At 73.3% G+C, this 23,518-nt stretch carries 18 protein-coding genes; 7 read left to right on the top strand and 11 right to left on the bottom strand.

Annotated elements, in window-relative coordinates; genetic code table 11:
* Positions 1-132 precede the first annotated feature (132 nt).
* Positions 133-1,164: a DUF4331 family protein gene (locus GA0115240_RS18330; protein WP_093737748.1), complete on the bottom strand. Its 1,032-nt coding sequence runs from the start codon at positions 1,162-1,164 to the stop codon at positions 133-135.
* A 217-nt stretch (positions 1,165-1,381) separates the two neighbouring features.
* Between GA0115240_RS18330 and GA0115240_RS18325 the strand changes: the two genes are divergently transcribed.
* Complete coding sequence (locus tag GA0115240_RS18325) at positions 1,382-2,404, top strand: LLM class flavin-dependent oxidoreductase (RefSeq protein ID WP_093737747.1); 1,023 nt, start codon at positions 1,382-1,384, stop codon at positions 2,402-2,404.
* Positions 2,405-2,459: 55 nt separating this feature from the next.
* Here GA0115240_RS18325 and GA0115240_RS18320 read toward each other — a convergent pair whose 3' ends face one another.
* On the bottom strand, positions 2,460-4,796 hold the full coding sequence (locus tag GA0115240_RS18320; RefSeq protein ID WP_256069871.1) for a SpoIIE family protein phosphatase: 2,337 nt from the start codon (positions 4,794-4,796) through the stop codon (positions 2,460-2,462).
* Between the two features lie 192 nt (positions 4,797-4,988).
* Here GA0115240_RS18320 and GA0115240_RS18315 point away from each other — a divergent pair, with 192 nt between their 5' ends.
* A complete protein-coding gene (locus GA0115240_RS18315) occupies positions 4,989-5,600 on the top strand; it encodes a peptide deformylase (RefSeq protein WP_093737795.1) in 612 nt (203 codons plus the stop codon).
* 197 nt (positions 5,601-5,797) lie between these two features.
* On the opposite strand, the gene GA0115240_RS18310 is transcribed toward GA0115240_RS18315, so the two are convergent.
* Both GA0115240_RS18310 and GA0115240_RS18305 read right to left on the bottom strand, forming a co-directional pair.
* Positions 5,798-8,974: a discoidin domain-containing protein gene (locus GA0115240_RS18310; RefSeq protein WP_256069870.1), complete on the bottom strand. Its 3,177-nt coding sequence runs from the start codon at positions 8,972-8,974 to the stop codon at positions 5,798-5,800.
* Between the two features lie 177 nt (positions 8,975-9,151).
* A complete protein-coding gene (locus GA0115240_RS18305) occupies positions 9,152-9,571 on the bottom strand; it encodes a nitroreductase family deazaflavin-dependent oxidoreductase (protein WP_256069869.1) in 420 nt (139 codons plus the stop codon).
* A 384-nt stretch (positions 9,572-9,955) separates the two neighbouring features.
* Here GA0115240_RS18305 and GA0115240_RS18300 point away from each other — a divergent pair, with 384 nt between their 5' ends.
* Positions 9,956-10,336, top strand: a complete 381-nt coding sequence (locus GA0115240_RS18300; RefSeq protein WP_093737744.1) for a BlaI/MecI/CopY family transcriptional regulator — start codon at positions 9,956-9,958, stop codon at positions 10,334-10,336.
* A 62-nt stretch (positions 10,337-10,398) separates the two neighbouring features.
* On the opposite strand, the gene GA0115240_RS18295 is transcribed toward GA0115240_RS18300, so the two are convergent.
* Complete coding sequence (locus GA0115240_RS18295; protein ID WP_237554990.1) at positions 10,399-10,743, bottom strand: SCO0607 family lipoprotein; 345 nt, start codon at positions 10,741-10,743, stop codon at positions 10,399-10,401.
* A gap of 172 nt (positions 10,744-10,915) precedes the next feature.
* Positions 10,916-13,435: an ATP-dependent Clp protease ATP-binding subunit gene (locus tag GA0115240_RS18290; protein ID WP_093737743.1), complete on the bottom strand. Its 2,520-nt coding sequence runs from the start codon at positions 13,433-13,435 to the stop codon at positions 10,916-10,918.
* A 212-nt stretch (positions 13,436-13,647) separates the two neighbouring features.
* On the opposite strand from GA0115240_RS18290, the gene GA0115240_RS18285 reads away from it, so the two are divergent.
* Both GA0115240_RS18285 and GA0115240_RS18280 read left to right on the top strand, forming a co-directional pair.
* Positions 13,648-14,220 carry a TetR/AcrR family transcriptional regulator gene (locus tag GA0115240_RS18285; RefSeq protein ID WP_093737742.1) on the top strand — a complete coding sequence of 191 codons (573 nt, stop codon included), beginning with the start codon at positions 13,648-13,650 and terminating at the stop codon, positions 14,218-14,220.
* A 102-nt stretch (positions 14,221-14,322) separates the two neighbouring features.
* On the top strand, positions 14,323-15,510 hold the full coding sequence (locus tag GA0115240_RS18280; protein WP_093737741.1) for a GDSL-type esterase/lipase family protein: 1,188 nt from the start codon (positions 14,323-14,325) through the stop codon (positions 15,508-15,510).
* A 101-nt stretch (positions 15,511-15,611) separates the two neighbouring features.
* On the opposite strand, the gene GA0115240_RS18275 is transcribed toward GA0115240_RS18280, so the two are convergent.
* The 4 genes from GA0115240_RS18275 to GA0115240_RS18260 form a co-directional block, all read right to left on the bottom strand.
* Positions 15,612-19,361 carry a S8 family serine peptidase gene (locus GA0115240_RS18275; RefSeq protein WP_237554989.1) on the bottom strand — a complete coding sequence of 1,250 codons (3,750 nt, stop codon included), beginning with the start codon at positions 19,359-19,361 and terminating at the stop codon, positions 15,612-15,614.
* Between the two features lie 533 nt (positions 19,362-19,894).
* On the bottom strand, positions 19,895-20,140 hold the full coding sequence (locus GA0115240_RS18270) for a hypothetical protein (protein WP_093737740.1): 246 nt from the start codon (positions 20,138-20,140) through the stop codon (positions 19,895-19,897).
* Positions 20,124-20,372 carry a DUF6400 family protein gene (locus tag GA0115240_RS18265; protein WP_093737792.1) on the bottom strand — a complete coding sequence of 83 codons (249 nt, stop codon included), beginning with the start codon at positions 20,370-20,372 and terminating at the stop codon, positions 20,124-20,126. Before GA0115240_RS18265 ends, GA0115240_RS18270 begins: the two co-directional genes overlap by 17 nt.
* A gap of 239 nt (positions 20,373-20,611) precedes the next feature.
* Positions 20,612-21,556, bottom strand: a complete 945-nt coding sequence (locus tag GA0115240_RS18260) for an SAM-dependent methyltransferase (protein ID WP_093737739.1) — start codon at positions 21,554-21,556, stop codon at positions 20,612-20,614.
* A gap of 422 nt (positions 21,557-21,978) precedes the next feature.
* On the opposite strand from GA0115240_RS18260, the gene GA0115240_RS18255 reads away from it, so the two are divergent.
* Together GA0115240_RS18255 and GA0115240_RS18250 are read left to right on the top strand one after the other, a co-directional pair.
* Entirely contained in the window at positions 21,979-22,539 is a 561-nt protein-coding gene (locus tag GA0115240_RS18255; RefSeq protein WP_093737738.1) for an RNA polymerase sigma factor, read from the top strand.
* Positions 22,536-23,192 carry a hypothetical protein gene (locus GA0115240_RS18250; protein WP_256069868.1) on the top strand — a complete coding sequence of 219 codons (657 nt, stop codon included), beginning with the start codon at positions 22,536-22,538 and terminating at the stop codon, positions 23,190-23,192. Before GA0115240_RS18255 ends, GA0115240_RS18250 begins: the two co-directional genes overlap by 4 nt.
* 21 nt (positions 23,193-23,213) lie before the next feature.
* On the opposite strand, the gene GA0115240_RS18245 is transcribed toward GA0115240_RS18250, so the two are convergent.
* A partial coding sequence (locus GA0115240_RS18245) for a type II toxin-antitoxin system PemK/MazF family toxin (RefSeq protein ID WP_202451507.1) occupies positions 23,214-23,518 on the bottom strand: 305 nt, incomplete at its 5' end.

The raw sequence follows: 23,518 nt of genomic DNA, 5'->3' as shown, positions 1-23,518 counted from the left end.
ACGCGGAGACACCATGACGCCCCCTCGCTGCTCCCGCCGCAGACCGGGTCACGGCTCCTGCCCGACGCCACCGCGGAGATGGTGGCCGCGTGCCCGCGCCCGACGGGATGCCACCGCGGCAACGGCGGTGTGTCAGGCGGCCGGTGCCAGATAGGGGAAGAACGGGGTGGCCGGCGCGTCGACGGCCTCCTTGCCCAGGCCGACGCCCAGCGCGCTGTCGGTGGTGAGGGAGAACATGACCTCGCCGGCGTTGTCGGTCAGCGCCCGGCCGTTGAACTTCGCGAAGCCGAAGACCGCGGGAGTACCGATCGTGTAGGGCAGGATGTCCGGAAGGATGCGGTCGGCGACCTGCTCACCGTACGTGTGCGGATCGGACGTGGTGCCCCGGGCGCCGACCACCGCGGCGACCCGGTCGGCGATCTCCTGGCGGAAGGTGTCGGCGTCGTCGGCGGGTTCGCTCTGATTCAGCCGTTCGGCGAATTCGTTGTCGAACTGGGCGAAGATCGGCGAGACCATCGGGAGCCCGAACCTGTTGATGCGGTGCCACCCGCCGGCATCGGTGGCGAGCGCGGTGACGCCCCATACGCCGATGTCCTTGCCGCGGGTGAAGGGCAGCAGACCGCCGTCCGGTATCTCCAGCACGATCGACTGCACTTTCTGTCCCGAGAAAAGGCTGGTCACGGGCGACGGATCCGGTTCCGGCAGCTCGACGTCCGTGCCGTGTTCGAACGCCTGGCCCACGGCCTCCACCACGCCCGGGTTCATCCAGAACGGGTCGCCGGCGCGGCCGGTCCACACCCGCAGGCCGCCGCCGCTGCTGAGGGTCGTCCCTGTCCTGCCGGTGAGCAGGACGGTGCCGTCCGCCGTGTCGTCGGCCGCCTCCGCGCCCACGAGCCGGCGCAGTTCGACCGGTTGCGACCCGTCCGTGTCCGGCGCTCCGAAACCGAGGCGGTAGGTCAGGTTCTCGACGGCGTCGCCCGTGCCGTCGATCTTGAATTCGTACCGGGCTTCGGGGTGGAACCCCTTGGGCGCGTCCGGGCCCGCGGAGTCGGAGCACACGTTCATCACCAGGACCGTGCCGCGGTCGCCCCGGAACACGTACATGTCGGAGATGTTCAGCCGGGCGTCAGCCCGTGCCGCGGAGGAATCGAGATGATGGGACATGGCAACGACTCCAAAACATTCGCGGCGGCATGGCACGAGGTGCCGAGGTGTCCTGGCACCGAAGCGCGGCGCCGCACTGCCGACGGGTGGCATTACCCACACCCCAGAATAATCGGGCCGGCCCGCGCCTGCGCGGCGAGACGCCCGCACGGGCTGGTCAGGGCGGATGTGCCGACGCGGGGAATCAAACGCGGGCCGCCGGACGCTTGAGGGTGATGTGAAGAAGATTGGATTCCTTTCCTTCGGCCACTGGTCGCCGAACGCGCACTCCAAGACCCGCTCGGCCGCCGATTTCCTGCACCAGTCCATCGACCTGGCGGTCGCCGCCGAGCAGCTCGGGGTGGACGGCGCGTACTTCCGCGTGCACCATTTCGCGCAGCAGGCGGGCAGCCCGTTCCCGCTGCTCGCGGCCATCGGTGCACGGACCTCGACGATCGAGATCGGCACCGGGGTCATCGACATGCGCTACGAGAACCCGCTGTACATGGCCGAGGACGCCGGCGCCGCCGACCTGATCTCCGGCGGCCGGCTGCAGCTCGGTGTCAGCCGCGGGTCACCGGAACAGGTGATCGACGGATGGCGCCACTTCGGTTACACCCCGGCGGAGGGCGAGACCGCCGCGGACATGGCCCGCCGGCACACCGAGGCATTTGTCAAGGTGCTGGAGGGCGAGGGTTTCGCGGCGCCGAACCCGCGGCCGATGTTCCCCAACCCGCCGGGACTGCTGCGCGTCGAGCCCTACTCCGAGGGCCTGCGTGACCGGATCTGGTGGGGTTCCGGCTCCAACGCGACCGCCGTCTGGGCCGGGCAGCTGGGGATGAACCTGCAGAGTTCCACCTTGAAGGACGACGAGACGGGCGAACCGCTGCACGTCCAGCAGCGCAAGCAGATCGAGGCGTACCGCGAGGCGTACAAGGCGGCAGGTCATCCGCGCGAGCCGCGGGTCTCGGTCAGCCGCAGCATCTTCGCGCTGACCAACGAGCTGGACCGGGCCTACTTCGGCCAGGACCGCAACTCGCGGGACCAGGTCGGCATGATCGACGAGAACACCCGGGCCATCTTCGGCCGCTCGTACGCCGCCGAGCCGGACGTCCTGGTCAAGCAGCTCAAGGACGACGAGGCCATCCAGGCCGCGGACACCCTGCTGCTGACCATCCCGAACCAGCTCGGGGTGGAGTACAACGCCCATCTGCTGGAGAGCATCCTCACCCACGTGGCACCGGAGCTCGGCTGGCGCTGATCCCGGGTCGGCGCGTCGTCTGACGGCGCCGACTGCCGGCGTCGTCAGGTCCCGACTATCGCGCCGGCAGGATCTGTTCGGCCCAGACGGTCTTCCCGTCTGTCGTGTAGCGGGTGCCCCAGTGGTCGGCGACCTGGGCGACGATGAACAGTCCTCGCCCGTTCTCGTCGGCTGCCCGGGCATGGCGCACGCGCGGCCCGGTGCTGTTGCCGTCGTTCACCTCGCAGGTGAGCATCTGGTCCCGGATGATGCGCAGTTGCAGGGGAGCATGGCCGTGCCGCACGGCGTTCGTCACCAGTTCACTGACGATGAGTTCGGTCGCGTCCACGGTTTCGGCGGGTTGGTGCCAGTCGGTGAGCTGGCGGCGGACGAGGGCGCGGGCGGTGGCGGCGGCCTCGGGGGAGTCGTCGAGCGGCCAGCTCGCGCTGGCGGAAGCCGGGAAGGAGTGGGTGCGGGCGAGGAGGAGGAGCGAGTCTCCCTGGCCGGTGCCGCCGCGCAGACGGTAGAGGGCGTCGTCGCAGAGGCTCTGCAGGGGACGGTCGGTCGTGGCCAGAATCCGCCGGAGCGTGTCCATCGCCGATGGTGTGGCCTGCAGCAGCGCGGGAGTGTAGAAACCCAGGATGCTTCCGTCGGTGAGGTCGAGGCTCGTGACGCAGAAGGGCGGTCCGTCCACCGTACCGAGGGCCGCTCTTCCCGGCAGGTCGGGGACCGCGGTGGTGCCGTCGGGCCGAGCGAGCACGGGTGGGGGGTGGCCCGCCCGGGCGAGTGTGCAGGTACAGCTGAAGGGGTCGTAGATCGCGTACACACAGCTGGCGGTGAGGGGGTCCCGGCGAAGGGGGTCGCTCGGCGGGAGTGTGGCGCGCTCGGCGGCCAGCCGGTTGGCGGTGTCGTTGACCCGCGCGAGCAGCTCGTCGGGCTCCAGGTCGAGCGTGGCCAGCGAGTGGATGACCGTCCGCAGCTGGCCCATCGTGGCGGCGGTGTTGATGCCCTGCCCGGCCACCTCACCCACGACCAGGGCGGTGCGGCCCCCGGACAACCCGAAGGCGTCGTACCAGCCCCCGCCACCGCGCTCACCGAAAACCTGCACATGGGCGGTTTCGACGGCGGTCTGCGACGCGGGGCGCTGCGGCAGCAGATGGCGGTGGACGGTCGAGGCGACGGTGTGCTCGCGGGTGAAACGGCGGGCGTTGTCGATGGACAGCGCGCCGTGGGAGGCCACCACGAGGGAGAGGCCGACATCGTCCTCGTCGAAGGGGGCGGCCGTTCTGGTCCGGTACAGGCTCAGCAGACCGAGCACCACGCCGCGCAGGCTCAGCGGTGCCACGATCAGGGAATGAGCGCCCGCCGCGCGGATCGCCTCGGCCCGGGCCGGGTCCGCGTCCAGCCAGGGAGTCTCGGAGTTCAAGGCGACCAGGCGCGGCCGCAGGTCGGTCAGGGACTGCGAGTACGGGGTCGGCGCCGGCAGACCGCGGACATCGCCCACCGGGTGGGCCTGCAGCTCGTACTCCCTGCCGCTGGAGCGGATCGCCGCGCGGCGCAACGGCACATTCCGGGACGCGGGGCCGAGCGGAGGGTCCTCGCCGCGCACGACCGAGTCCACCACTTCGACGATCGCGACATCGGCGAAGGCCGGTACCAGGGACTGCGCGAGATCCTCGCAGGTGGCCACCACGTCGAGGGTCCGTCCGACCTGGTCCCGGACGGCTTCCAGGATCCGGGTGCGGACGTGCGCCGCCTCGATGCCGGTGACATCGCGTACCACCACCGCCATCCCCAGTGGGGTCCCCGCCGGGCCCTCCAGCGGGAAGGCCGACACCGCCAGCACGCACTCCCGTCCCGGTTCGGCCCTCGAATGCGCCGGCTCCGGACGCTCCGGAGCCGGCACACCGCTGTCCAGCACCTCCCGGAGCATCGCCTCCACCCGGGACGGGCTGAAGAGGTCGTACACCTCGGTGATGCGGTGGCCGAGCATCCGCTCGGCGGACGCGGCGCACATGGTCTGCGCGGCCGGGTTCATCTGGATGATCCGCAGGTCGGTGTCCACGACATGCAAGCCGGCCGGGGCCCGGGCGAACATGGACTCCAGGACCGCCGTCCCGCTCTCGGCCGCGCGGTCCTCGCCGCCCGTCCCCAGCCGGACGGCCCACAGCACCGACGCATCGGGACGCACCACCGGTCGGACCCGCAGGCCGGCGGCGACCGCCCGACCGTCCCGGTGCCGCAGCGCCGGTGTGTCGCGGCCGGAATCCGGGCAGCTGTCGGTGACGAGGTCGGCCGCCGGCCGGCCCACCACGTCGTCCGCGGTCCGCCCCAGCAGCTCTTCGGCCGGTCGGCTCCATTCGACGACCGTGCCCGTGCTGTCCACGACCATCAGCGGATCATCGGCTGCCACGGCGACCACCTCCGCTCCCAGCGTGCCTCAGCGCTCCCGTTGCCGCCGGTCGGGCGGGCGCCGCGCCTCCCGCCGGGCCCTGGCGCTCCCGGCCCGCCGCCGGCGGACGGCCCGCTGAACCCGGTCCGCGGATCCTCCCCGGTCCCGCGGGCTGGTTACGGTGGCACGGTGAACGCTCTGAAGCTGCCCGACATGGTCGGGACACTGCTGGACGGTCCTCGCCCGCTGCCGATCGTGCAGGCCGGTGATCCGGTGCTGCGCCGGCCGGCCGCGCCCTACGACGGCCAACTCGACGACGGGTTGCTGGCGCGCCTGGTCGAGGCGATGAAGGCGACGATGCATGCCGCACCGGGCGTCGGGCTGGCCGCTCCCCAGATCGGTGTCCCCTTGCGCATCGCGGTGCTGGAGGACCCCGGGGGCCCCGGCGGCGAGATCAGCGATGTCCGCGAGCGGGTGCCGCTGCCCTTCAGGGTGCTGGTCAACCCGGCCTATGACGCGGTCGGCAGCCGGCGGGCGGCGTTCTACGAGGGATGCCTGAGTGTCTCCGGCTGGCAGGCGGTGGTGTCGCGTCCGGCGGCCGTGCGCTTGCGCGGCACGGACGAGCGGGGCCGGCCGCTGGACGAGGAGGTCACCGGCTGGCCGGCCCGGATCGTCCAGCACGAGACGGATCACCTCAACGGGACGCTCTACCTCGACCGGGCCGAGATCCGTTCGCTGGCCTCCCAGGAGAGCGTGCTGGAGCGCTGGTCCCAGCCCCGCGCGGACCTGGCCGCGCAGGAGCTGGGCTTCTCCCTGCCGGACTGATCACGCGCCGCCGGCCGGACCTCGCGCGGAGCCGGCCGGACCTCGCGCGGAGCCGGACGGGGCCGGGCGAGCACGCGGACGGGGCCGGGCGAGTACACGGACGGGCCGGGCGAGCCCGCGGCCCGGGGGGCTGCCCGGCCTCGGCCGGACAGCCCCTCGGCACGACCCTCGTCGCCCTTCCGGGCCCCGGACCCGGCTCAGGCAGGTGTCACCGTCAGGGAGGCCACCCGGGCGTCGGAGGTGTGCTGGGCGGAGACGGTGAGGGCGACGTAGCGGGCCGTGGCGGTGGTGGTCAGCGAAACGTCACGGCCGCGGCCGCGCAGGATGCCCGCGTCCTGGTAGGTGAGGCCGTCGGCGCTGAGCGCGATCGAGGCCTCGGGCACCCTGCCGCCGGTCCACGCGGCGCGGATCTCGCGCAGCGCGGTGGGCGCGCCCAGGTCCACCACCATCCGGCCGCCGGGCCCCGGCCGCCACGAGGTGGCGGGGTTCCCGTCGACCGCGGCGGCGGGGTCGCTCATCCCCGGCGGCAGCGGCGCGGACGGGAAGGTGTCCTGCCCGATCGCCGCGTCGGGGAGCGGGTAGGGCGTGGCGTGCGGCACCGTGACCTCGCTCGTGCGGCCCGGCCGTATCTCGGCGGTCACCTGCCGTCCGTCCGGCGTGCCGAGGATCAGCCGGGTGCGCGGGCCGTCGAGCCGGACGGTCGCCGCGTCGACGACCTCGGCGCGGACCCCGGTGGGGACACCGCCGCGCGCCGCCGCCCGCAGGGTGAACCGGGCGGCGGCCACCTGGGCGCAGGCGGCACCGAGCACCGCGGTGTACTCGGTGCCGCCCGCGGTCACCACCTGGGCGCCGGCGAAGAGGGTGAGGCGGGAGCGGTCCTGCGCAACGGCCACGGCGGTGGTGACGGCGCTGCCGGAGAGGTTGAACAGGCTCAGGTGGCCGCCCGCCGTACTGGCCACGACGGCCGGGTGCGCCGTGCTCGGCGCGGGCTGCCGCGCGGCGGCGGCGAGGGCCTTCGGGTCGCCGGAGGGCAGTCCTTCGACGAGCAGCGGCTCGGCGGGGCCGTCGGACAGGACCACCAGGTCGCCGTAGACCGCCAGGGGGTTCGCGGCGCCGCGTACGACCAGGCCGGCCCGGCCGTCGACGCTCAGCCAGCCGCCGGTGCTGGTGAGGTCGGCCGCGGGGAAGCGGACGAGGTCGGTCCAGGTCAGGCCGTCGGCGGAGCCCTGGACGCGGTAGGCGCTGCCCGCGGCGGTCTCCCAGCGCAGGGTGACCCGGTCGAAGGAGCGGTCGGCGCCCAGGTCCACCGCGAGCCAGCTGTCGGGCTTGGTCCGCTGGGCGACGGCGACCGCCCACCGGGTGCCGGCGTTGCCGTCGACGGCCAGTTCGGGGCCCTTCCCGGTGTCGGCGGAGGAGGCGGTGGCGGTCCCGCCCTGGGCCTGATCGGCCGCGCCGTCGCCGTCGCGGACCTCGAGCGCGTAGAGCGAGTAGCCGTACGTCGGGTGGCCGGTGATGCCCTGCATCCGGACGTGGCGCCAGGTGGCGCGGGGGAAGGTGACGGTGTCGACCCGCGGGCCGGGGCCGACGCCGGCCTTGCCGCTGTCCTGCGAGGCGACCGAGGCGACTGCCTCGGCGGCGGTGTAGGTGCGGCTGCCGTCGAGTCCGGCGACGCCGGGCATCGTGAGGTTCTGCACCTGGAGGTGGCCCTCGCCGGGGGCGGTGCCGGTGGTGGCGTAGACCACGGCGCCCGAGGGCAGGGTGGTGAATCCGGCGTACCCGGTGTCCAGCGTGAGCAGGGTGGCGCTGGTGTCGAGGCCGTCGCGCGCGGCGCGTTGCAGGGTGGCGCGGCGGGCGAGCACCTTGCCGCCCACGGACGGCAGGAACATCGCGGTGGTGCCGCTCAGCGCGAACAGCCAGTCGTCGTGGGCGGGTTGCCAGGCGAACTTCACAAAGCCCGGCTTGGTGACCGCAGCCGCCCAGGCGTTGGGGGTCTGATGGGCGACCAGGCCCGGGCCGGTACCGAAGTCCCGTACGCCGGCCGCCTGGTGGAACATCTCGCGGTCCGACAGCGGCTGCACGATGCCACCGTGCGCGGCGCGCCACTCGTGCAGCAGATAGCTGATGGCGACCTCGGCCCGGGCCTCGGGCTCGTACTTCGCCTCACCGGAGAACTTCGCGAGCTGGTAGAGCGGGGGATACGCCTGGTAGGGCGCCAGCCGTGCGGCCAGGGCGGCCTCGGCCCACGCGGCCGCGCGGTCGCCGCCGACCTGCGCGAGGAAGGCCAGCGGGATGACATCGCGGCCGTAGAGGTGCTCGCGGTCGGCCACCATCGGCATCAGCGGTTCGCCGGCGTCGCTCATCACCATCCGGATGGTGCGCCAGAGCCGGTCGGCGTTCGGCTGGGCGGTGAGGACCTCCGGCAGCGGTCGGCCGGCGGTGATGAAGTGGACGGAGTTGCGGCCCGAGGTGCGCCACAACTCCTCCTGGTAGTGCGGGCCGAAGGAGTTGTGGTTCTCCACCAGGAAGGTGTCGTACAGGTTCTGCGCGGTGTTCGCGCTCACCGGGACGCCGTCCACCAGCGCCGGGTTGGCCCGGTCGGCGGCGGGCAGGCCCGTCTCGTTGCGGCTCCACACCCCGTACGAGGCCGACCAGTCGGCGTACCGCGGGTCGTCGGCGGCCCAGGCGAGGGCGGGGGCGAGGGACTGCGCGTAGACGCCCATCTCCTCCAGCTTGGTGTCGCCGACGAAGCCGCCCTTGAGGCCGTTGGTGGTCCAGCCGGCCGACAGCGGATCGGCGGCCGTGCCCAACGAGAGCGTGTACGCGGCCTGTTCACGCACGAGGGTGTCGACGGCCTGCTGGGTGGCCGCGTCCAACTGGTCCCACAGCAGCCGGGCGGCGAGGACGAAATACAGCTGGAAGGTGGTGTCGAAGAAGAGGGTCTTGCCCCATTCGGTGCCGCCGGTCAGCCGGTTGGAGGCGGCGAAGTGCTGGACGGTGGCCAGGGTGTGGGCGCGCAGCGTCTCCTGGTCGACACCGGCCTGCTCGGCGTCGTAGGTGCCGCGGGTCAGCAGCACGGCGTTGCCGAGCACGACCGCGAAGTTGAAGTCGGCCGCCGCGTAGTGGCCCGCGGCGGCGTCCCACTGGGCCTCGGCCCACTTGGTGTGGGTGAGGAGCGCCTGGTAGTAGGCCGCGGCCACGGTGTCGGGGTGCGACGGGCCGGTGGTGTGGTCGTGCCCCTGGCCGGGTCGGTGCCCGGCGGAGGCGGCCGCCGCCGTTCCCGCGCCGAACGACAGCGGCGCGGCGGTGCCGAGGGCGGTGAGTGCGGCCAGTTGGGCGAAGCGGCGTCTGCCGAGACCGGCGGAGTCGTGGGACACGGGAAACCCTCTCAATCCGACAACGTTGTCAGGCGCCAGCCATTGTTCTCGCCGATTCGTGTACGGGTCAAGCATCGGGAAGGGAGTTCCTGGTCAGGAGCGTTCCCGGACGGGTGCGGCCGCCCCGGTCCGGGGCGGCCGCACTCCGCCGGTGCGCACGGTGCGGTGGAAGGGCCGTCAGGCGGGCCGCGGGACCAGCGTGACGACGGGCACCCGGCGGCCGGACCGCTGCTCCATCTCCGCCATGTAGGGGGTGTGCGGCAGTTGCAGGTTCCAGAGCCTTTCGCGCTCCTCGTCCTCGGCCTCCACGGCCGTCACCTCGTAGGCGTGCGTGCCGACTTCGACGCGGGCGGCGGGGTCGGCCCGCAGATTGTGGTACCAGCCCGGGTGATTCTCCCTGCCGCCGTTGGCGGCGAACACCACCAGGCGGTCTCCGTCCCGGAGATACGTCACCGGCATGGTGCGCGGCTCGCCGCTGCGGGCGCCGGTGGTGGTGAGGAGCAGCAGCGGCACTCCCTCGTAGTCGCCTCCCACCACGCCGCCGGCCGACCGGAACTCGTCGATCACCAACTGGTTGCGCTGCATTCGTTCCGACACGGACCCAGTCCTCCCCAAGGTTTGCTCCCGCCCCGCGGTCCCGCTCGGCCGGTACGGCCGCGGGCCGGGCCGGCGCACGCGACGCCGCCCGGCACCTGACCGCGGTCCGACGCCGGAACGACCGCGGCGGCAGCGTTCGTGTGTCTTCCGACGCCCACACAGTGCCACGGCGTTCCACTGTTCCGGGTGGTTTTTTCCGCCCCGGACCACGCTCTTCGCGGCCGGCGCCGACCGGAGCCCCGGGGCCGGCCGACCGGCCCTGCGGAACGGCCGCCCACGTGCTTGTTTCTACGCCTTGTAGTAGATTCGTCCCGAGTCGCGCCGAGGGGCCCCACGACGCATCGGTGGACACGACGCCACGCGCAGGTCGAGGAGCTGGTGAGCATGCCCCAGGAGATCGGACCGGCCGGCCGCAGAGCACCCGGTGAGCTGGAGAGCGAGGTGCTGGGCGTCCTGTGGGCGGCCGGTGCCCCCGCGACCGCCGCGACCGTCCGCGACGGCCTGACCGGCGAACCCGCGTACACCACGGTGCTCACCATCTTGTCGCGGCTGTACGACAAGGGGCTGGTCGGCCGGGAGCGGGCCGGCCGCGGCTACCGCTACGCGCCGGTGCGCGACGAGGCCGGACACGTCGCGGCCGGCATGTGCGCCCTGCTGGACAAGGGCGCGGACCGGGGCGCCGTACTGGCCCGGTTCGTCGCCCAACTGCCCACGGCGGACGAGCGTCTGCTGGGGCAGTTGCTGCGCGACCACCTGGCGGATTGAGCCGGCCCCCACCGGTGCCCGGCCGCCGCGAAGGCAGCCGGGCACGGGCGCGTCCGGCGGGGTCAGTTCGTGAGGAGCCGGCCGTGCGCGTCGAGCCCGTGGTCCTGCCAGTACCGGTCCCACCGGTCGCCCACCCGCTGCGGGACCTGTCCCTTCGGATACCGGACCGTGCCGGCCGGCGGCTCCTTGCCGTTGGTGACGCACATGCTGCCGCCCTCGGGTCCGACCGCCTGGACGGGGTACTCGTCGGACATGCACTCGTGATCCCGCAGGTCGGTGTCGCACGCCGCGGCCATCCCCGCGGCGGCCGCGCCCAGCAGCGCGAGCGCCACCAGAGTCCGGCGCGCCCGGCGCCCTCCCGTCGGAGCGGCACCTGAGGTGCGGTTCCACCCGTTGTTCCCGGTCATCGGATCCCCCTGTTCGTCGGTGGGACCAGCCTGACCGAACGGCGGCCGTCTCTCATCGGTCCGCGTACTCAACCGCCCATGAGTACATCCCGGTCGGGCGCCCCCGTTCGACTGGGTACCGGCCCGGTCGAACGGTGCCCGGCGCGGCGGGCGCCGGGCCGACCGGCGGCGGTCACGGGGCCGGGGAGTCGCCCACCGGCTGGGTGGTGCGGAAGCGCAGGGTGCCGTCCTGTACTTCGACCAGCACCCGGCTGCCGGAGGTGAGCCGGCCGTCGAGCAGCAGGCGGGAGAGCTGGTTGTCCACCTCGCGCTGGATGGTGCGGCGCAGCGGGCGGGCGCCGTACTCCGGCTGGTGGCCGTGCTCGGCGAGCCAGTCGACCGCCTCGGGGGTGAACTCGATGGTCACGTCCTGCGCGTGCAGCCGCCGCCGCGTCTCCTCCAGCAGCAGATCGGTGACCTGGCGCAACTGATCCTTGGACAGCCGGCGGAAGATGACGATCTCGTCGATCCGGTTGAGGAATTCCGGCCGGAAGTGCTCCCGCAGCGGTCGCAGCACCTGTTCGCGGCGCCCTTCCTCGTCGGCGTCCGCGGTGCCCGACCCGAAGCCCAGTGTCGCGCCGCGCCCGGTGATCGCCTCGGAGCCGAGGTTGCTGGTCATCACGATGACCGTGTTGGTGAAGTTGACCGTGCGGCCCTGGGCGTCGGTCAGCCGCCCGTCGTCCAGGACCTGCAGCAGGATGTTGAAGACGTCGGGGTGCGCCTTCTCCACCTCGTCGAGCAGCAGCAGCGAGTACGGGTGGCGGCGGACCGCCTCGGTGAGCTGCCCGGCCTCGTCGTGGCCCACGTATCCGGGCGGAGCGCCGACCAGCCGGCTGACGGTGTGCCGCTCCTGGTACTCGCTCATGTCCAGCCGGACCATGCGCTCCTCGCTGCCGAACAGCGCCTCCGCCAGCGTCCGGGCCAGCTCGGTCTTGCCGACACCGGTGGGTCCCAGGAACAGGAAGCTGCCGATCGGCCGGTCGGGACTGGACAGCCCGGCCCGCGACCTGAGGACCGCCTCGGCGACCGCGGTGACCGCCTCGTCCTGGCCGACCACCCGCTCGTGCAGGTGCTCCTCCAGGCCCAGCAGCCGCTCCTTCTCCTCCTGGGTGAGGCTGGCCACCGGGATGCCGGTCTGCCGGGACACCACCTCGGCGATGTCCTCGACGGTGACCTCGGTGATCTGCCCGTCGCTCGGCCGGCGGTCCTGCCCGGACCCGATCTTCGCGCCCAACTCGCTGATGCGGTCCCGCAGTTCCGTGGCACGCTCGTACTGCTCGGCGGCCACCGCCTGGTCCTTGTCGCGGGTGAGCTGCTCGACCTCCTGCTCCAGCGCGCGCACGTCGGTGCCCTTGGTGCGCGCCCGCAGCCGCACCCGCGCTCCGGCCTGGTCCATCAGGTCGATCGCCTTGTCCGGCAGGAAGCGGTCGGTGAGATAGCGGTCGGACATCTCGACGGCGGCCAGCAGCGCCTCGTCGGTGTAGCGGACCTGATGATGGGCCTCGTAGCGGTCGCGCAGGCCGCGGAGGATCTCCACCGCATCCGACGTGGTCGGTTCGGGCACCAGCACGGGCTGGAATCGGCGGGCCAGCGCGGCGTCCTTCTCGATGCGGCGGAACTCCACCAGCGTGGTGGCGCCGACGATGTGCAGTTCGCCCCTGGCCAGCGCGGGCTTGAGGAGATTGCCCGCGTCCATCGATCCGCCCTCGGATCCGCCGCCGCCCGCGCCCACCACGGTGTGCAACTCGTCGATGAAGATCACCAACTGGTCGGAGTGGCTGCGGATCTCGTCGATGATCGCGTTCAGCCGCTCCTCGAAGTCACCGCGGTAGCGGGTGCCGGCCACCACGCCGGACAGGTCGAGTGCGACCACCCGGCGGTCCGCCAGGGTCTCCGGGACATCGCCGTCGGCTATCCGCTGGGCCAGGCCCTCGACGATGGCGGTCTTGCCGACGCCGGCGTCCCCGATGAGCACCGGGTTGTTCTTGCCCCGGCGGGACAGGACCTCGACCATCTGCTCGATCTCGTCCTCCCGGCCGATCACCGGGTCCACGCTTCCCTCGCGGGCCTGCGCGGTCAGGTCCCGTCCGAACCGGTCCAGCGTGGGCGTGGGGCTGGCGGACCGCTGCTCGGGCTGGCCCGGCCGGCTCTGGCCCTGGGGCGGGGTGCCCGGCTCGAAGCGCGCCGCGTTGAGCACCTGTCCGGCCGCCGCCTCGGGATTGGCGGCCATGGCCATCAAGATGTGCTCGGGACCGATGTACATGGCTCCGGCGGCCCGCGCCATCTCGTGCGCGTCCAGCAGGGCGCGCTTGACCGCGGGCGTCACCGCCACCGACTGGGATGTTGTCTGACCCCCGGATTCCCCCGCGTACCGGTCGATCTCGGCGGCCAGCCGATCAGGATCCGTGCCCGAACGCGCGATCAGGGTCCGGGTGGGCTCGACGACCAGTGCGGCGCGCAGCAGGTGCTGGGTGTTCAGGTCACTGCTGCCGTGCTCGGCGGCATACGACGCGGCGGACGCGACCAGCTGCCGGGCTGGACCGCTCATCAGCCGGCCGATGTCGATGTGCCGCTGCCCCCCGCCGAGGCGGGCGAAGAAGTCCCCCAACGGGTCCTGGCCGGATCCTTCGGGCCCTGCGAAGCCGTTGCTCATAGCCAACCATTCCGGCGCCCCGGTCGACCGGCGGCGCGCTGCTCCGGTAGACGTTCCCCTTCGCCTGCATGTGCCCGACTCATCCCGTTTCATTCCTCCGGGATGAGTCGGGGGTCGCCTGGCTGGTGGCCTCCCGGGCCGTGATGTCTTCGGCATTTGCCTAAAGCCTTTAGGCTGCTGCATTATCGGTGCAGGCAGGCAAGGAGACGGAAATGGCGGCACGTGCGGGGCTGACGACCGAGCGGCTGGTCCGAGCGGGGGCCGAACTGGCCGACGAGGTCGGGTTCGGGCAGGTGACCGTCTCGGCGGTGGCCAGACGCTTCGACGTCAAGGTCGCCAGCCTGTACTCGCACCTGGAGAACTCGCAGGACCTCAAGACCAGGATCGCCCTGCTGGCACTGGAGGAACTCGCCGACCGGGCCGCCGAAGCGCTGGCCGGGCGGGCCGGGAAGGACGCGCTGACCGCTTTCGCCGACGCCTACCGCGACTACGCCCGGGAGCACCCCGGGCGCTGGGCCGCCGCCCAGTTCCGGCTCGATCCGGCGGCGGCAGCGGCCAGCGCCGGCGGGCGGCACGCGCAGATGACGCGGGCGATCCTGCGCGGCTACGACCTGGCGGAGCCGGACCAGACCCACGCGGTCCGGATGCTGGGCAGCGTCTTCAACGGCTACGTCAACCTGGAGGCGGCCGGCGGCTTCAGTCACAGCGCCCCCGACTCGCAGGCGACCTGGACGCGGATGCTGGACGCGCTCGACGCGCTGCTGCGGAACTGGCCCGCGCCCTGAGCCGACCGCCGACCGCCGCCGCCCGGCGGCCCCCTTCCGCGCCACGGCCCGGCGCCACCCCGATCCGGGCCGTCCGAAGACTTCGAGCAACAGGTTGGGACGATGCACACCGACGAACACCGCTGGATCACCACCCCCGTCACCGCGGACCTCCTGCGCGGTGCCCTCGAACTCGAGCGCACCGAGCGCGGCGTGCTGCCGCACCGGCTACCGGCCCGGGCCCGCGCCCAGTGCGCCGATCCGCAGCTTGCCCTGGCCGAGTCGCAGCCCTCCGGCGTGCGGCTGGTCTTCCGCACCCGGGCCACCGCGGTGGAGCTGGACACCCGGCCCACCAAGCGGGTCTACCCCGGCGCCCCGCCCCGCCCCGACGGCGTGTACGACCTTCTCGTCGACGGCCGGCCGGCCGGGCAGGGGAGCGTGGCCGGCGGCGACACCCTGACCGTCGACATGGCCACCGGAACCACCGAGCTGACAGTCGGCCCGGTCGGCACCCTCCGCTTCACCGGACTGCCCGACGCCGACAAGGACGTCGAGATCTGGCTGCCGCACAACGAGACCACCGAACTCGTCGCCCTGCGTACCGACGCCCCCGTCCGACCGGCGCCGGAGCGCGGCCGCAAGGTGTGGCTGCACCACGGCAGTTCGATCAGCCACGGCTCCGACGCCGCCGGCCCGACCAGCACCTGGCCCGCCCGCGCGGCCCGCCTCGGCGGGGTGGAACTGATCAACCTGGGGCTGGGCGGCGGCGCGCTGCTCGACCCGTTCACCGCGCGCGTGCTGCGCGACACCCCCGCCGACCTGATCAGCCTCAAGATCGGCATCAATCTGGTCAACACCGATCTGATGCGGCTGCGGGCCTTCGGTCCGGCCGTGCACGGCTTCCTCGACACCATCCGCGAGGGGCATCCCACGACGCCGCTGCTGGTCGTCTCGCCCATCTTGTGCCCCATCCATGAGGACACCCCGGGCCCCGCAGCCTTCGATCCCGACGCGCTCGCCACCGGAGAGCTGGCCTTCCGGGCCATGGGCGACCCGGCGGAGCGCGCGAGCGGGAAACTGACCCTCACCGTCATCCGGGAGGAACTGGCCCGGATCGTCGGACAGCGCAGGGCCGAGGACACGAACCTGCACTACCTCGACGGCCGCGACCTCTACGGCGAGGCCGACTTCGCCGAACTGCCCCTGCCCGACCGGCTGCACCCGGACGCCGCCACCCACCACCGCATCGGCGAACGCTTCGCCGAGCTGGCCTTCGCCGCCGGCGGCCCCTTCGCCGGCCGCAGCACCTGACGCCGCCCGCCGGCTCCGGCTGAACGCCGCGGGGCGGGACCGCTGTTCGCGGTCCCGCCCCGCACACCGGCCTGCCGGGTGGCAGGCCGGGTCGGCCGGTGTCAGCGCAGGCCGAAGGCCCGGGTGATCGTCTGGGAGACGCTGCTGCCGGCGCTGTCCCGGGCCGCCACCCGCAGGCTGACGAAGCCGGCGGATCTCGGCGCGCGCAGGGCCGTCCGCCACTGGTCACCGTGCCGGCTCAGATCGGCGCGCTGCCAGGTCGCCCCGTCGTCGTAGGAGATGTCGACGGAGACCTTCCCGATGCCGGCCGTCACACCGGGCAGTTGGGCGGGCGTCACCGTCAGCCCGGCGTGCCGGTCCGCGCGGCCGGACCGGTCGGTGTCCACCCCGTAGTCGAGCTGGATCAGCGGCAGCGGCTCGGACGAGGCGCTGCCGGTCGCGGCGGAGGTGAAGTCCCACTCGGTCAGGGTGTGCGTCGAGTACGGGTCGGCCCAGGCGCCGCGGTCGTTGTCGACCACCAGCCGGTAGGGCTCCGGGTCGGCCGCGAGCCCGGCGACCTCCAGATATTCGGCGTTGCCCCAGTCGAGCTGCTGATCGCCCCGGTAGAGCGCCTCCATGTCCTGGACGTCGAAGTTGCCGCCGGCCTCCCCGACATGGCCGGCGCCGGAGTCGCCCCAGCCGGGCGCGGGAAGGTACAGCGTGTCCAGGTAGCGCACCGGCTGGTAGCCGATCGGACCCATCCGCGGCCGCTGGATCGGCCCGAACCAGCGGACGTCGGCGGTCGTGCGGGCCGCGTAGTGCAGGACGTCGGCCGCGTGCTGCCCGGTCTCGCCGACGATGAAGGCGTCGTCCGTCCAGTCGGTGCCGGCGGTGACCCAGTCGGTCCGCTCGCCCTGGGCGGGCGCGGTGAGCTGATTGCCGACCGCCCAGCCCCGCCACACGTCGGCGCGGTACTCCATCGCCTTGCCCGGCCGGTAGTTGCGGAACGACACGTCCACCCGGGCGAGGTCGCCCGGCGTCTCCCGCCAGGTCGGGTCGGCCGGCACCGCGCCGGACCAGTGGTGCACCACGTCGTAGAGGTAGTCGGTGGTGGGATGCGAGGTGACCCGCAACGCGTCGTCGCCCCGCTGGATCGCGGCGATCAGCGCGCCGCCCTGGTCGGCGTCGAGCGTCGCCACCGTGAGCGGCGCCGGGCTGTCCGGACTCCACGGACTCTCGTCCCAGGGTTCCAGCCGGCCGGTGCCGTCGTGCACCACGACGAGCAGCCGGGCGCCCGCCGCCGCCGCGGTCGCCGCCTGCTCCTGGATGTCGGCGGTGTCGCCGAGCCGGACCACCACGGCCTGGCCGCGCACCTCGTGCCGGGCAGCCGCGGCCGGCCCGTCCCCGGCGTAGACAGCCGTCAGTGTGCGGGTGCCGGCCGGCAGCGGGGTGGCCCCGCGCTTGACCAGCGGGTCGCGGTAGGCCCGCGTTGCCGTGCCGAGGTCGAGCGCGGGCTGTTCGAGCCGGAACCGGGCGCCGAACTCGAATTCGCCGTCGGTGACCTTCCGGCCGGTCGGCAGCGCCCAGATGCTGTCGTAGGAGGAGTTGGGCAGCATGGACGTCTCGACGTCGGTGTCCGTGAACGTCCGGCGCACGTCCAGCCGCGGCGCGTCCGCGGTGGTCTGCCCGGGCACCCGGGCCAGGATCTGACGGGTCTTCCGGCCGTCGAGGGTGACACTCCGGTCCCGGTCCAGCGTGACGTCGTTGAAGCTGAGCAGGGCCATGCCCAGCGAGTGCGGCCCGTGGGCGCCCTGGACGTCGGAGATCAGCCATCCGCTGTAGCTGCCGACGGGCAGCCGAGCCGTGGCGGTGCCGGAGCCGTCGAGGTCCAGCGTCGTCCACAGGTGCTCCGCGGTGAGGACGAGCTGGCCGGACAGTGGCCGGCCCGAGCGGTCCTTGGCGACGACGGTCAGATTCTGCCGCCGGCCCTCCCGCTCGCCGCCGATCAGGGTCCGGGCGCGGACCGTTCCGGTGCTGTCCGTCCCGGTGATCATGCCGCTGACCGGCTGGTCGGCCGGCAGCCGGTCCAGCGCCGCGGTCAGGGACACCGAGGCGGTGCCGTGCGCGGGGACCGTGACGTGGTCGTCGGAGAGCGAGAACAACCCCGCCGGGACACCGGAGCCGATCGCCAGGTCGAGGCCGACCGGGGCGTCGCCGGCATTGGTGTAGGTCACCTTGCGGACGTCGGTCTCGCCCGGCGTGGGAGGCCAGGCGTGGAAACCGGAGTACACACTGGTGGTCGCGAACACCGTGGTGTGCACCGCGGCCAAGGCGTCGACCCGGCCACCGCCCGCTTGGTACGGGGTGTACTCAGGGGTGGCCCGAGCGCTGCTGACCAGCGCCTCCTTCAACTGCGGGCCGGTCCAGTCGGGGTGGGCGGCGGCCAGCAGCGCCGCGGCGCCCGCGACGTGCGGTGTCGCCATCGAGGTGCCGCTCATGGTGGTGTAGTAGCCGGCGCCCCGGGTGTAGTGGGAGCGCGCGGCGACGATGTCGACACCGGGGGCGGTGATCTCGGGCTTCAGTCCGCCGTCGCCGTCGCGCGGGCCCTGGCTGGAGAAGTCGGCGAGGTGGTCCGAGGAGTCGACCGCGCCGACCGTCAGCGCGGCGTCCGCCGCTCCGGGGCTGCTGATCGCGTGCGGGCCGCCGTTGCCCGCCGCCACGACGAACAGCGCCCCGGTGCCGCGGCTGAGCCTGTCGACCGCCTGGCTCATCGGGTCGTCGGCGTCGCCGGCCCCGCCCAGGCTCATGCTGATGATCCGGGCCCGCTCGTCCTGGGCGGCCCATTCCATGCCCGCGATGATCCAGGACTCCTGCCCGGTGCCGTCGCTGTCGAGCACCTTGCCGATCTCCAGCCGGGCGCCGGGCGCGACGCCTCGCTCCTTGCCGTCGGAGGCGCTGCCGGTTCCGGCGATCGTCGAGGCGACATGGGATCCGTGACCGTTGTAGTCGTCGATCTCCGGTTCGTCGGGGACGAAGCTGCTGCTGTCGTCGACCTGTCCGGCGAGGTCGGGGTGTTCGGTGTCCACTCCGGTGTCCAGGACCGCGACCTTCACCCCCTTGGCGGTGTTGCCCTCGGCCCACACCTCCGGCGCGCCGATCTGTGCGGTCGACTCGCTCAGATCCGCCGTCACCCGGCCGTCGAGCCAGATCCTGGCGACGCCGCCGGCGAAGACCGGGTGGGCCGACCGGGCGGCCGTCGCGTCGGCGCCCCCGGTGAGGGCGGACCAGAACGCCGGGGCCTGCTCCCGGTTCTCCGCGAGGGCCGCGCCCTGGATGCTGTCCAGCGGCCGGACCACGGTCGAGCCGGCCGGCACCGCCCGGGTGCGGGACCGCGCGGCGGCAGCGGTGTAGCTGACGATGAGCGGCAGCCGGGGAGCGCGCGCGTCGTCGTAGCCGTCGCTGATCAGCCGCGTCACGTTGAACAGCTGCTTGTCCAGGGTCCCCGCGCCGATGTACGGCAGGACGGCGTCGGGGTAGACGTAGGTCGAGCCGTCGAGGACGGCGCGGTGGAAGCCGGCGGTGGCGCCGTTCGGGCTGACGAAGGAGCTGACGGGGGTGCCGTCGGCGGCGGTGCCGATCGTGACCTTGTCGCCGGTGATCAGCGTGACGGTGTGCGTGCCGTCGCCGGGGGACCGGTGGACGGCGCCGGCCCCGTCGACCGGGCCGGTCGTGGCCGCCGTGGCGGCGGTGGCCGCGGTGGGGTCGGTGGCCGCGGTGGAGACCACCGCGGTCGCCGGCAGGAGGCCGATCGCCAGGGCGGCGACCGCGGCGAGCGCGATCGGCCCCGGGCGGGGAATGGGAACGTGAGCCAAGGAGACTCCCCCTGTACTCGAAGGGTTGAGAGACCATCCGGATGATGGGGGTCGCTCGCGGAGCCCTTCAATGGGCCTTCGCTGGCGTCGTTGTGCCACGACGCCGATGTGCCAGGGCCCGGACAGCCCGCAGGCGGACGGATCGGCCGGAATCCTCACTCCGGGGCTGCCGCGGCCGTCCGCCGGCCGGGCGGACGGCCACCGGTCGGGCAGGGCGGCTGGGGTCGCGTCCGGTCCGGCGCAGGGGGCTGTCGCGCCCGGTCGCGAGTCGTAGCCGGGGCGGGGCCGGCAGATGGCCGCGCAGGCCGTTGGCCGGGCCCGCGACCCGGTGACGGGTGGCGAGCCGGCGCGCGTGGCGGTGGGGGTGCCGGTCGAGCCGGTCGTTCACCCTCTTCGAGGGGGTCCGGACCGACGCGGTCCCGATACCGTCCGGCGCCGGACGCGCGACCTGATGGGCCGGACTCGCCGCGCGCACCGGGTTCCAGGCGGGCCTGCGGACGGCCGGCTCCGACGCCTGGAACCGGGCGCGTTCGTCAGGAGCGCGGGCCGCCGCCGCCGGGACGGGAGGCGCCGGGCCGGGTGTTCAGCGACCACAGGTGCGTGCACCGCGGGCACTGGAGGTGCAGCACCGGCCCGCTGTTGGAGATCAGATAGCGCCAGTGCTCCTGGCAGTTGCGGTGGCTCGCACAGGTCGCGCAATGCCGGGCGTCGTCGCAGACCGGGCAGGCGACCCAGGCGCGGCGGGAGGGGTCCGCCTGCGGATCAATGGGTACCCGCACGGCCCGGTCCCTCCCCTGGCAGCACACCGGCGGCCACCAGCATGTCGTAGGTGCGCTGCTGCTCGGCATCCAGCCCCGAGTACAGAAGGCCGTACGCCTCGGCCTCGCCCCGCAGGGCGGCGACCGGATCCCAGTCGGGGCCGAGCGCGGCCACGACCTCGGCCCTTCGCCGGGTTTCGTCGAGGGTCAGGTCGAACGTGAAGGGGACGTGGTCGGCATTGTCCTGGTTCATGGTGAGGCTTCCGATGTACGGGCGGATCTCCACCATCTGTATCAGGCGCCCGCGACGGCAGGGAAGGGTGACCTAAGTCGCCCGCCGGGCAGCCCGGGGGGAGGCGCCACCGGACCCATCGGCGGTGCCGGCCGAATCGGCGGGACCCGGAGGGGTGTTGCCGTGCCGGGGCCGTGCGGGACGGGCGCCGTCCTCGGCGCCAGCTGTGACACACCTCACGGCTGCGCCGGGCCGGCAGGTCAGCGGCGGACAGCGACCGCCCCGTAGCACGACGCCTCGGGATCGGTGGTCGGCTCGTCGCCGTCGCCGCCCTGGCCGGGGCGCCAGCGGGGGGTGGCGACGATGCCGGGATCGAGCAGCTCCCAGCCGCTGAAGAACCGGGCGAACTCCGCGCGGTCACGGGCCCGGGTGGGGGTGCCGGCCGCGGTGTAGACCTGGGCGAGCCGCTCGGTCTCCTCGGGGGCGAACGCGGGGGTGAGATGGCTGATGGCCAAGGCGCTCCCGCGCGGCAGTTGGGCCTTGAACACCTCGGTGATCTGGTGGGCCCGCTCCGGCACGAAGTGCAGCAGGGCGTTCATGCTCAGGGCGATCGGCTCGGTGAAGTCCAGGATGTCGCGGGCGGCATCGAGCAGCGCCTCGGGCTCGTTCACGTCGGCCTGCACATACGCGGTGAAGCCCTCGGGCGTGCCCTGGAGCAGCGCTTCGGCGTGGATGAGCACGATCGGGTCGTTGTCCGCGTACATCACCCGCGCGCGGGGGACGACCCGCTGGGCGATCTCGTGGAGATTGGGAGAGGTGGGTATCCCTGTGCCGATGTCGAGGAACTGCTCGATGCCGGACTCGGCGAGGTGGCGGATCGAGCGCCGCATGAAGCCGCGGTTGGCGCGGGCCGCGGTGCGCGCGTACGGAAAGACCGCCAGCGCCCGGCCCGCGGCCTCCCGGTCGGGCGGGAAATTGGTGGTCCCGCCCAGGAAGTAGTCGTACATCCGGGCCGAGTGCGGCACGTGGATGTTGAGGCTGACCTCGGTGTCGATCCCGGTGCCGATCCCTGTGTCGATCCCTGCGCCGGGCTCCGTGTCGGGCTCCTTTTCGGCGTCCGTCCGTGCGTCCGTCCGTGCGTCCGTCCCGGCGTCCGTGCCGGCGTCCGTGACGTGCGCGCCGGCGCCGGCGGTCTCTTCGGCCATCTGCTCCCCCTGGGTCAAAGGCTCCGCGATCCCACGGCCGCGCGACGGGCCGTACCGCGCCGGTACGGACCTGGCGGGCCCCGGCGCGGCCTCAGCGAATATGCCCACATCCCCAGCCGGGCAACCCGCGCGGGCGCACGCCCGGACGGGGATCATGATGCCGCGCCACCGGCAACCCGCCGTCCGGCAGCCGATTTTTTCGCATCATACAAGTCGCCTGATCATGCATAACCTCTGGTGACGCTCGCCACGCCCGGCCGGTCCGGTGCACAAGAGCCCCCGCGATGCGCTCCAATGTACGTATGAGGGACGCCAGTTCCCCCATCCGGCTGCTGCTCCGACCCGCCCGGGATCCCCGGTGGGGCCGGGCGGCCCACGCCGGGCGCCGCCCCGCAGCGGGCGCCGCCGGGAAGGAATGGGACGTGCACGAGAGCGAGTGGGCGGTGCGTGCGAACAGCCTCCGCCTGACGTTCGATGCGTTCTGCAAGACGCACGAGCGTGCCTGGATCGGGATCGCCCGGGCCCGGCTGCGGGACGAGGCCACGGCGCTCGACGCGGTCGAACGGATGAAGCACCGCCTGTGGCAGCACTGGGGGCGGCTGCTGCGCGAGAAGATCCCGGCCTTCCACGCGTGGGCGCTGGTCAAGGAGGAGATCGGTGCCTCACTCGCGGAACGGACGGTGGCCGGCGGGCAACTGCCGCCGCAAGGGCCGGTGCCCGACTGGGTGGTGCTCATGCGCCGGGCGGCCGAGCGCGCCCAGCACCTCGCCGAGGCCCCCGGCAGCCACGAGGAGTTGTACGCGGCCGTCGGCGGCCTGTCGGAACGACGGCACGACGTCCTGGTCCTGCGCTACCTGCTCGGCCTGCCGGACAGCGTCATCGCCGAATACCTGGACACCACCGAGGCGAATGTGCGATCGACCGCGAGGCAGGCCCTCGACCGGCTCTCCCTGGCACTGCGCGGCCGGCGAGGAGGACAGTGAACACCGACGAGGACCGGCTCCAGTACATGATCACCGGACGTGTGCCCGAACAGCTTTCCGCCGCCGAGGCACAGGACAGCGGCTGGGCCCGGCATCTGACGGCGCCCAACCCGCTGCCCTCGGACCAGGAACAGGCAGCCCACGAACTGGGACTGGCGACCGCCCTGGTCCTGGCGATGCCCACCGCCGCGGCCTCACTGGGCCGGCTCGCCAACGACCGGTGCATCCACCCGGAGGGCGCTCTCGTTCTCGGCGCGCTCCTGTACGTCTCCGGACACCGTGACGGCAGCCAGTTCTGGCTGCAGTTCGCCGCCGGCGGCGGCAACTACACCTCCGCCTCGCTCCTCAGCCTGCTGCACCGCAGCCGGGGCGAGGTGCTGGACGCCGAGATCTGGCGCCGGCAGGCGGAGACCCTGGCCACCGCGCACCGGCAGGACTTCGTCCAGCGGGTCCTGGACCCCGCCGACGCGCTCCTTCCCCGCTGGGTGCGCGACGACATCATCGCGCGCTGCCACGAGGGCTTGGACCTGCGCCTGCCGCCCCGACTCGCAGCGGTGATCCACCAGTTGCCCGTCGACAGCGACGACCCGGAGTACGGGGAGGTGCCCCAGGTCAGCGTCAGCCTCCTCCGGCAACTGGCGGCGGCCGGGTAGCGGCAACGCCCGGCCCCGGCCTCAGGACAGCTTCAGGCTCTTCATCTCGCGCGGATCGAGGCTGCCCGCGCGGCGCCGGAAGGCCGACAGGGGGACGTGCCGCAGCTCCCTGGTCTCCAAGTAGCTCTGGCGGCCGGCCGCGTCGTCCACGGTCCCGGCCGGGAGGGGGACGACGCCGGGCAGTTCCACGTGGTGCCGCGAGGTGATCTTGGCAACCCGCGCGGTCCGGCCCCGTACCGAAACGACCAGGCAGGGGCGGTCCTTGGAGCCGGGTTCGTCCTCGAAGGGGACATCCGCCCACCAGATCTCACCCCGCCGCGGCGCGG

Origin of the sequence: Streptomyces sp. DvalAA-14 (genome assembly GCF_900091855.1) — a bacterium.
Taxonomy (GTDB): domain Bacteria; phylum Actinomycetota; class Actinomycetes; order Streptomycetales; family Streptomycetaceae; genus Actinacidiphila.
The sequence above is the reverse complement of the archived record's forward strand: the minus strand, read 5'-3'. Positions and strand labels throughout refer to the sequence as shown.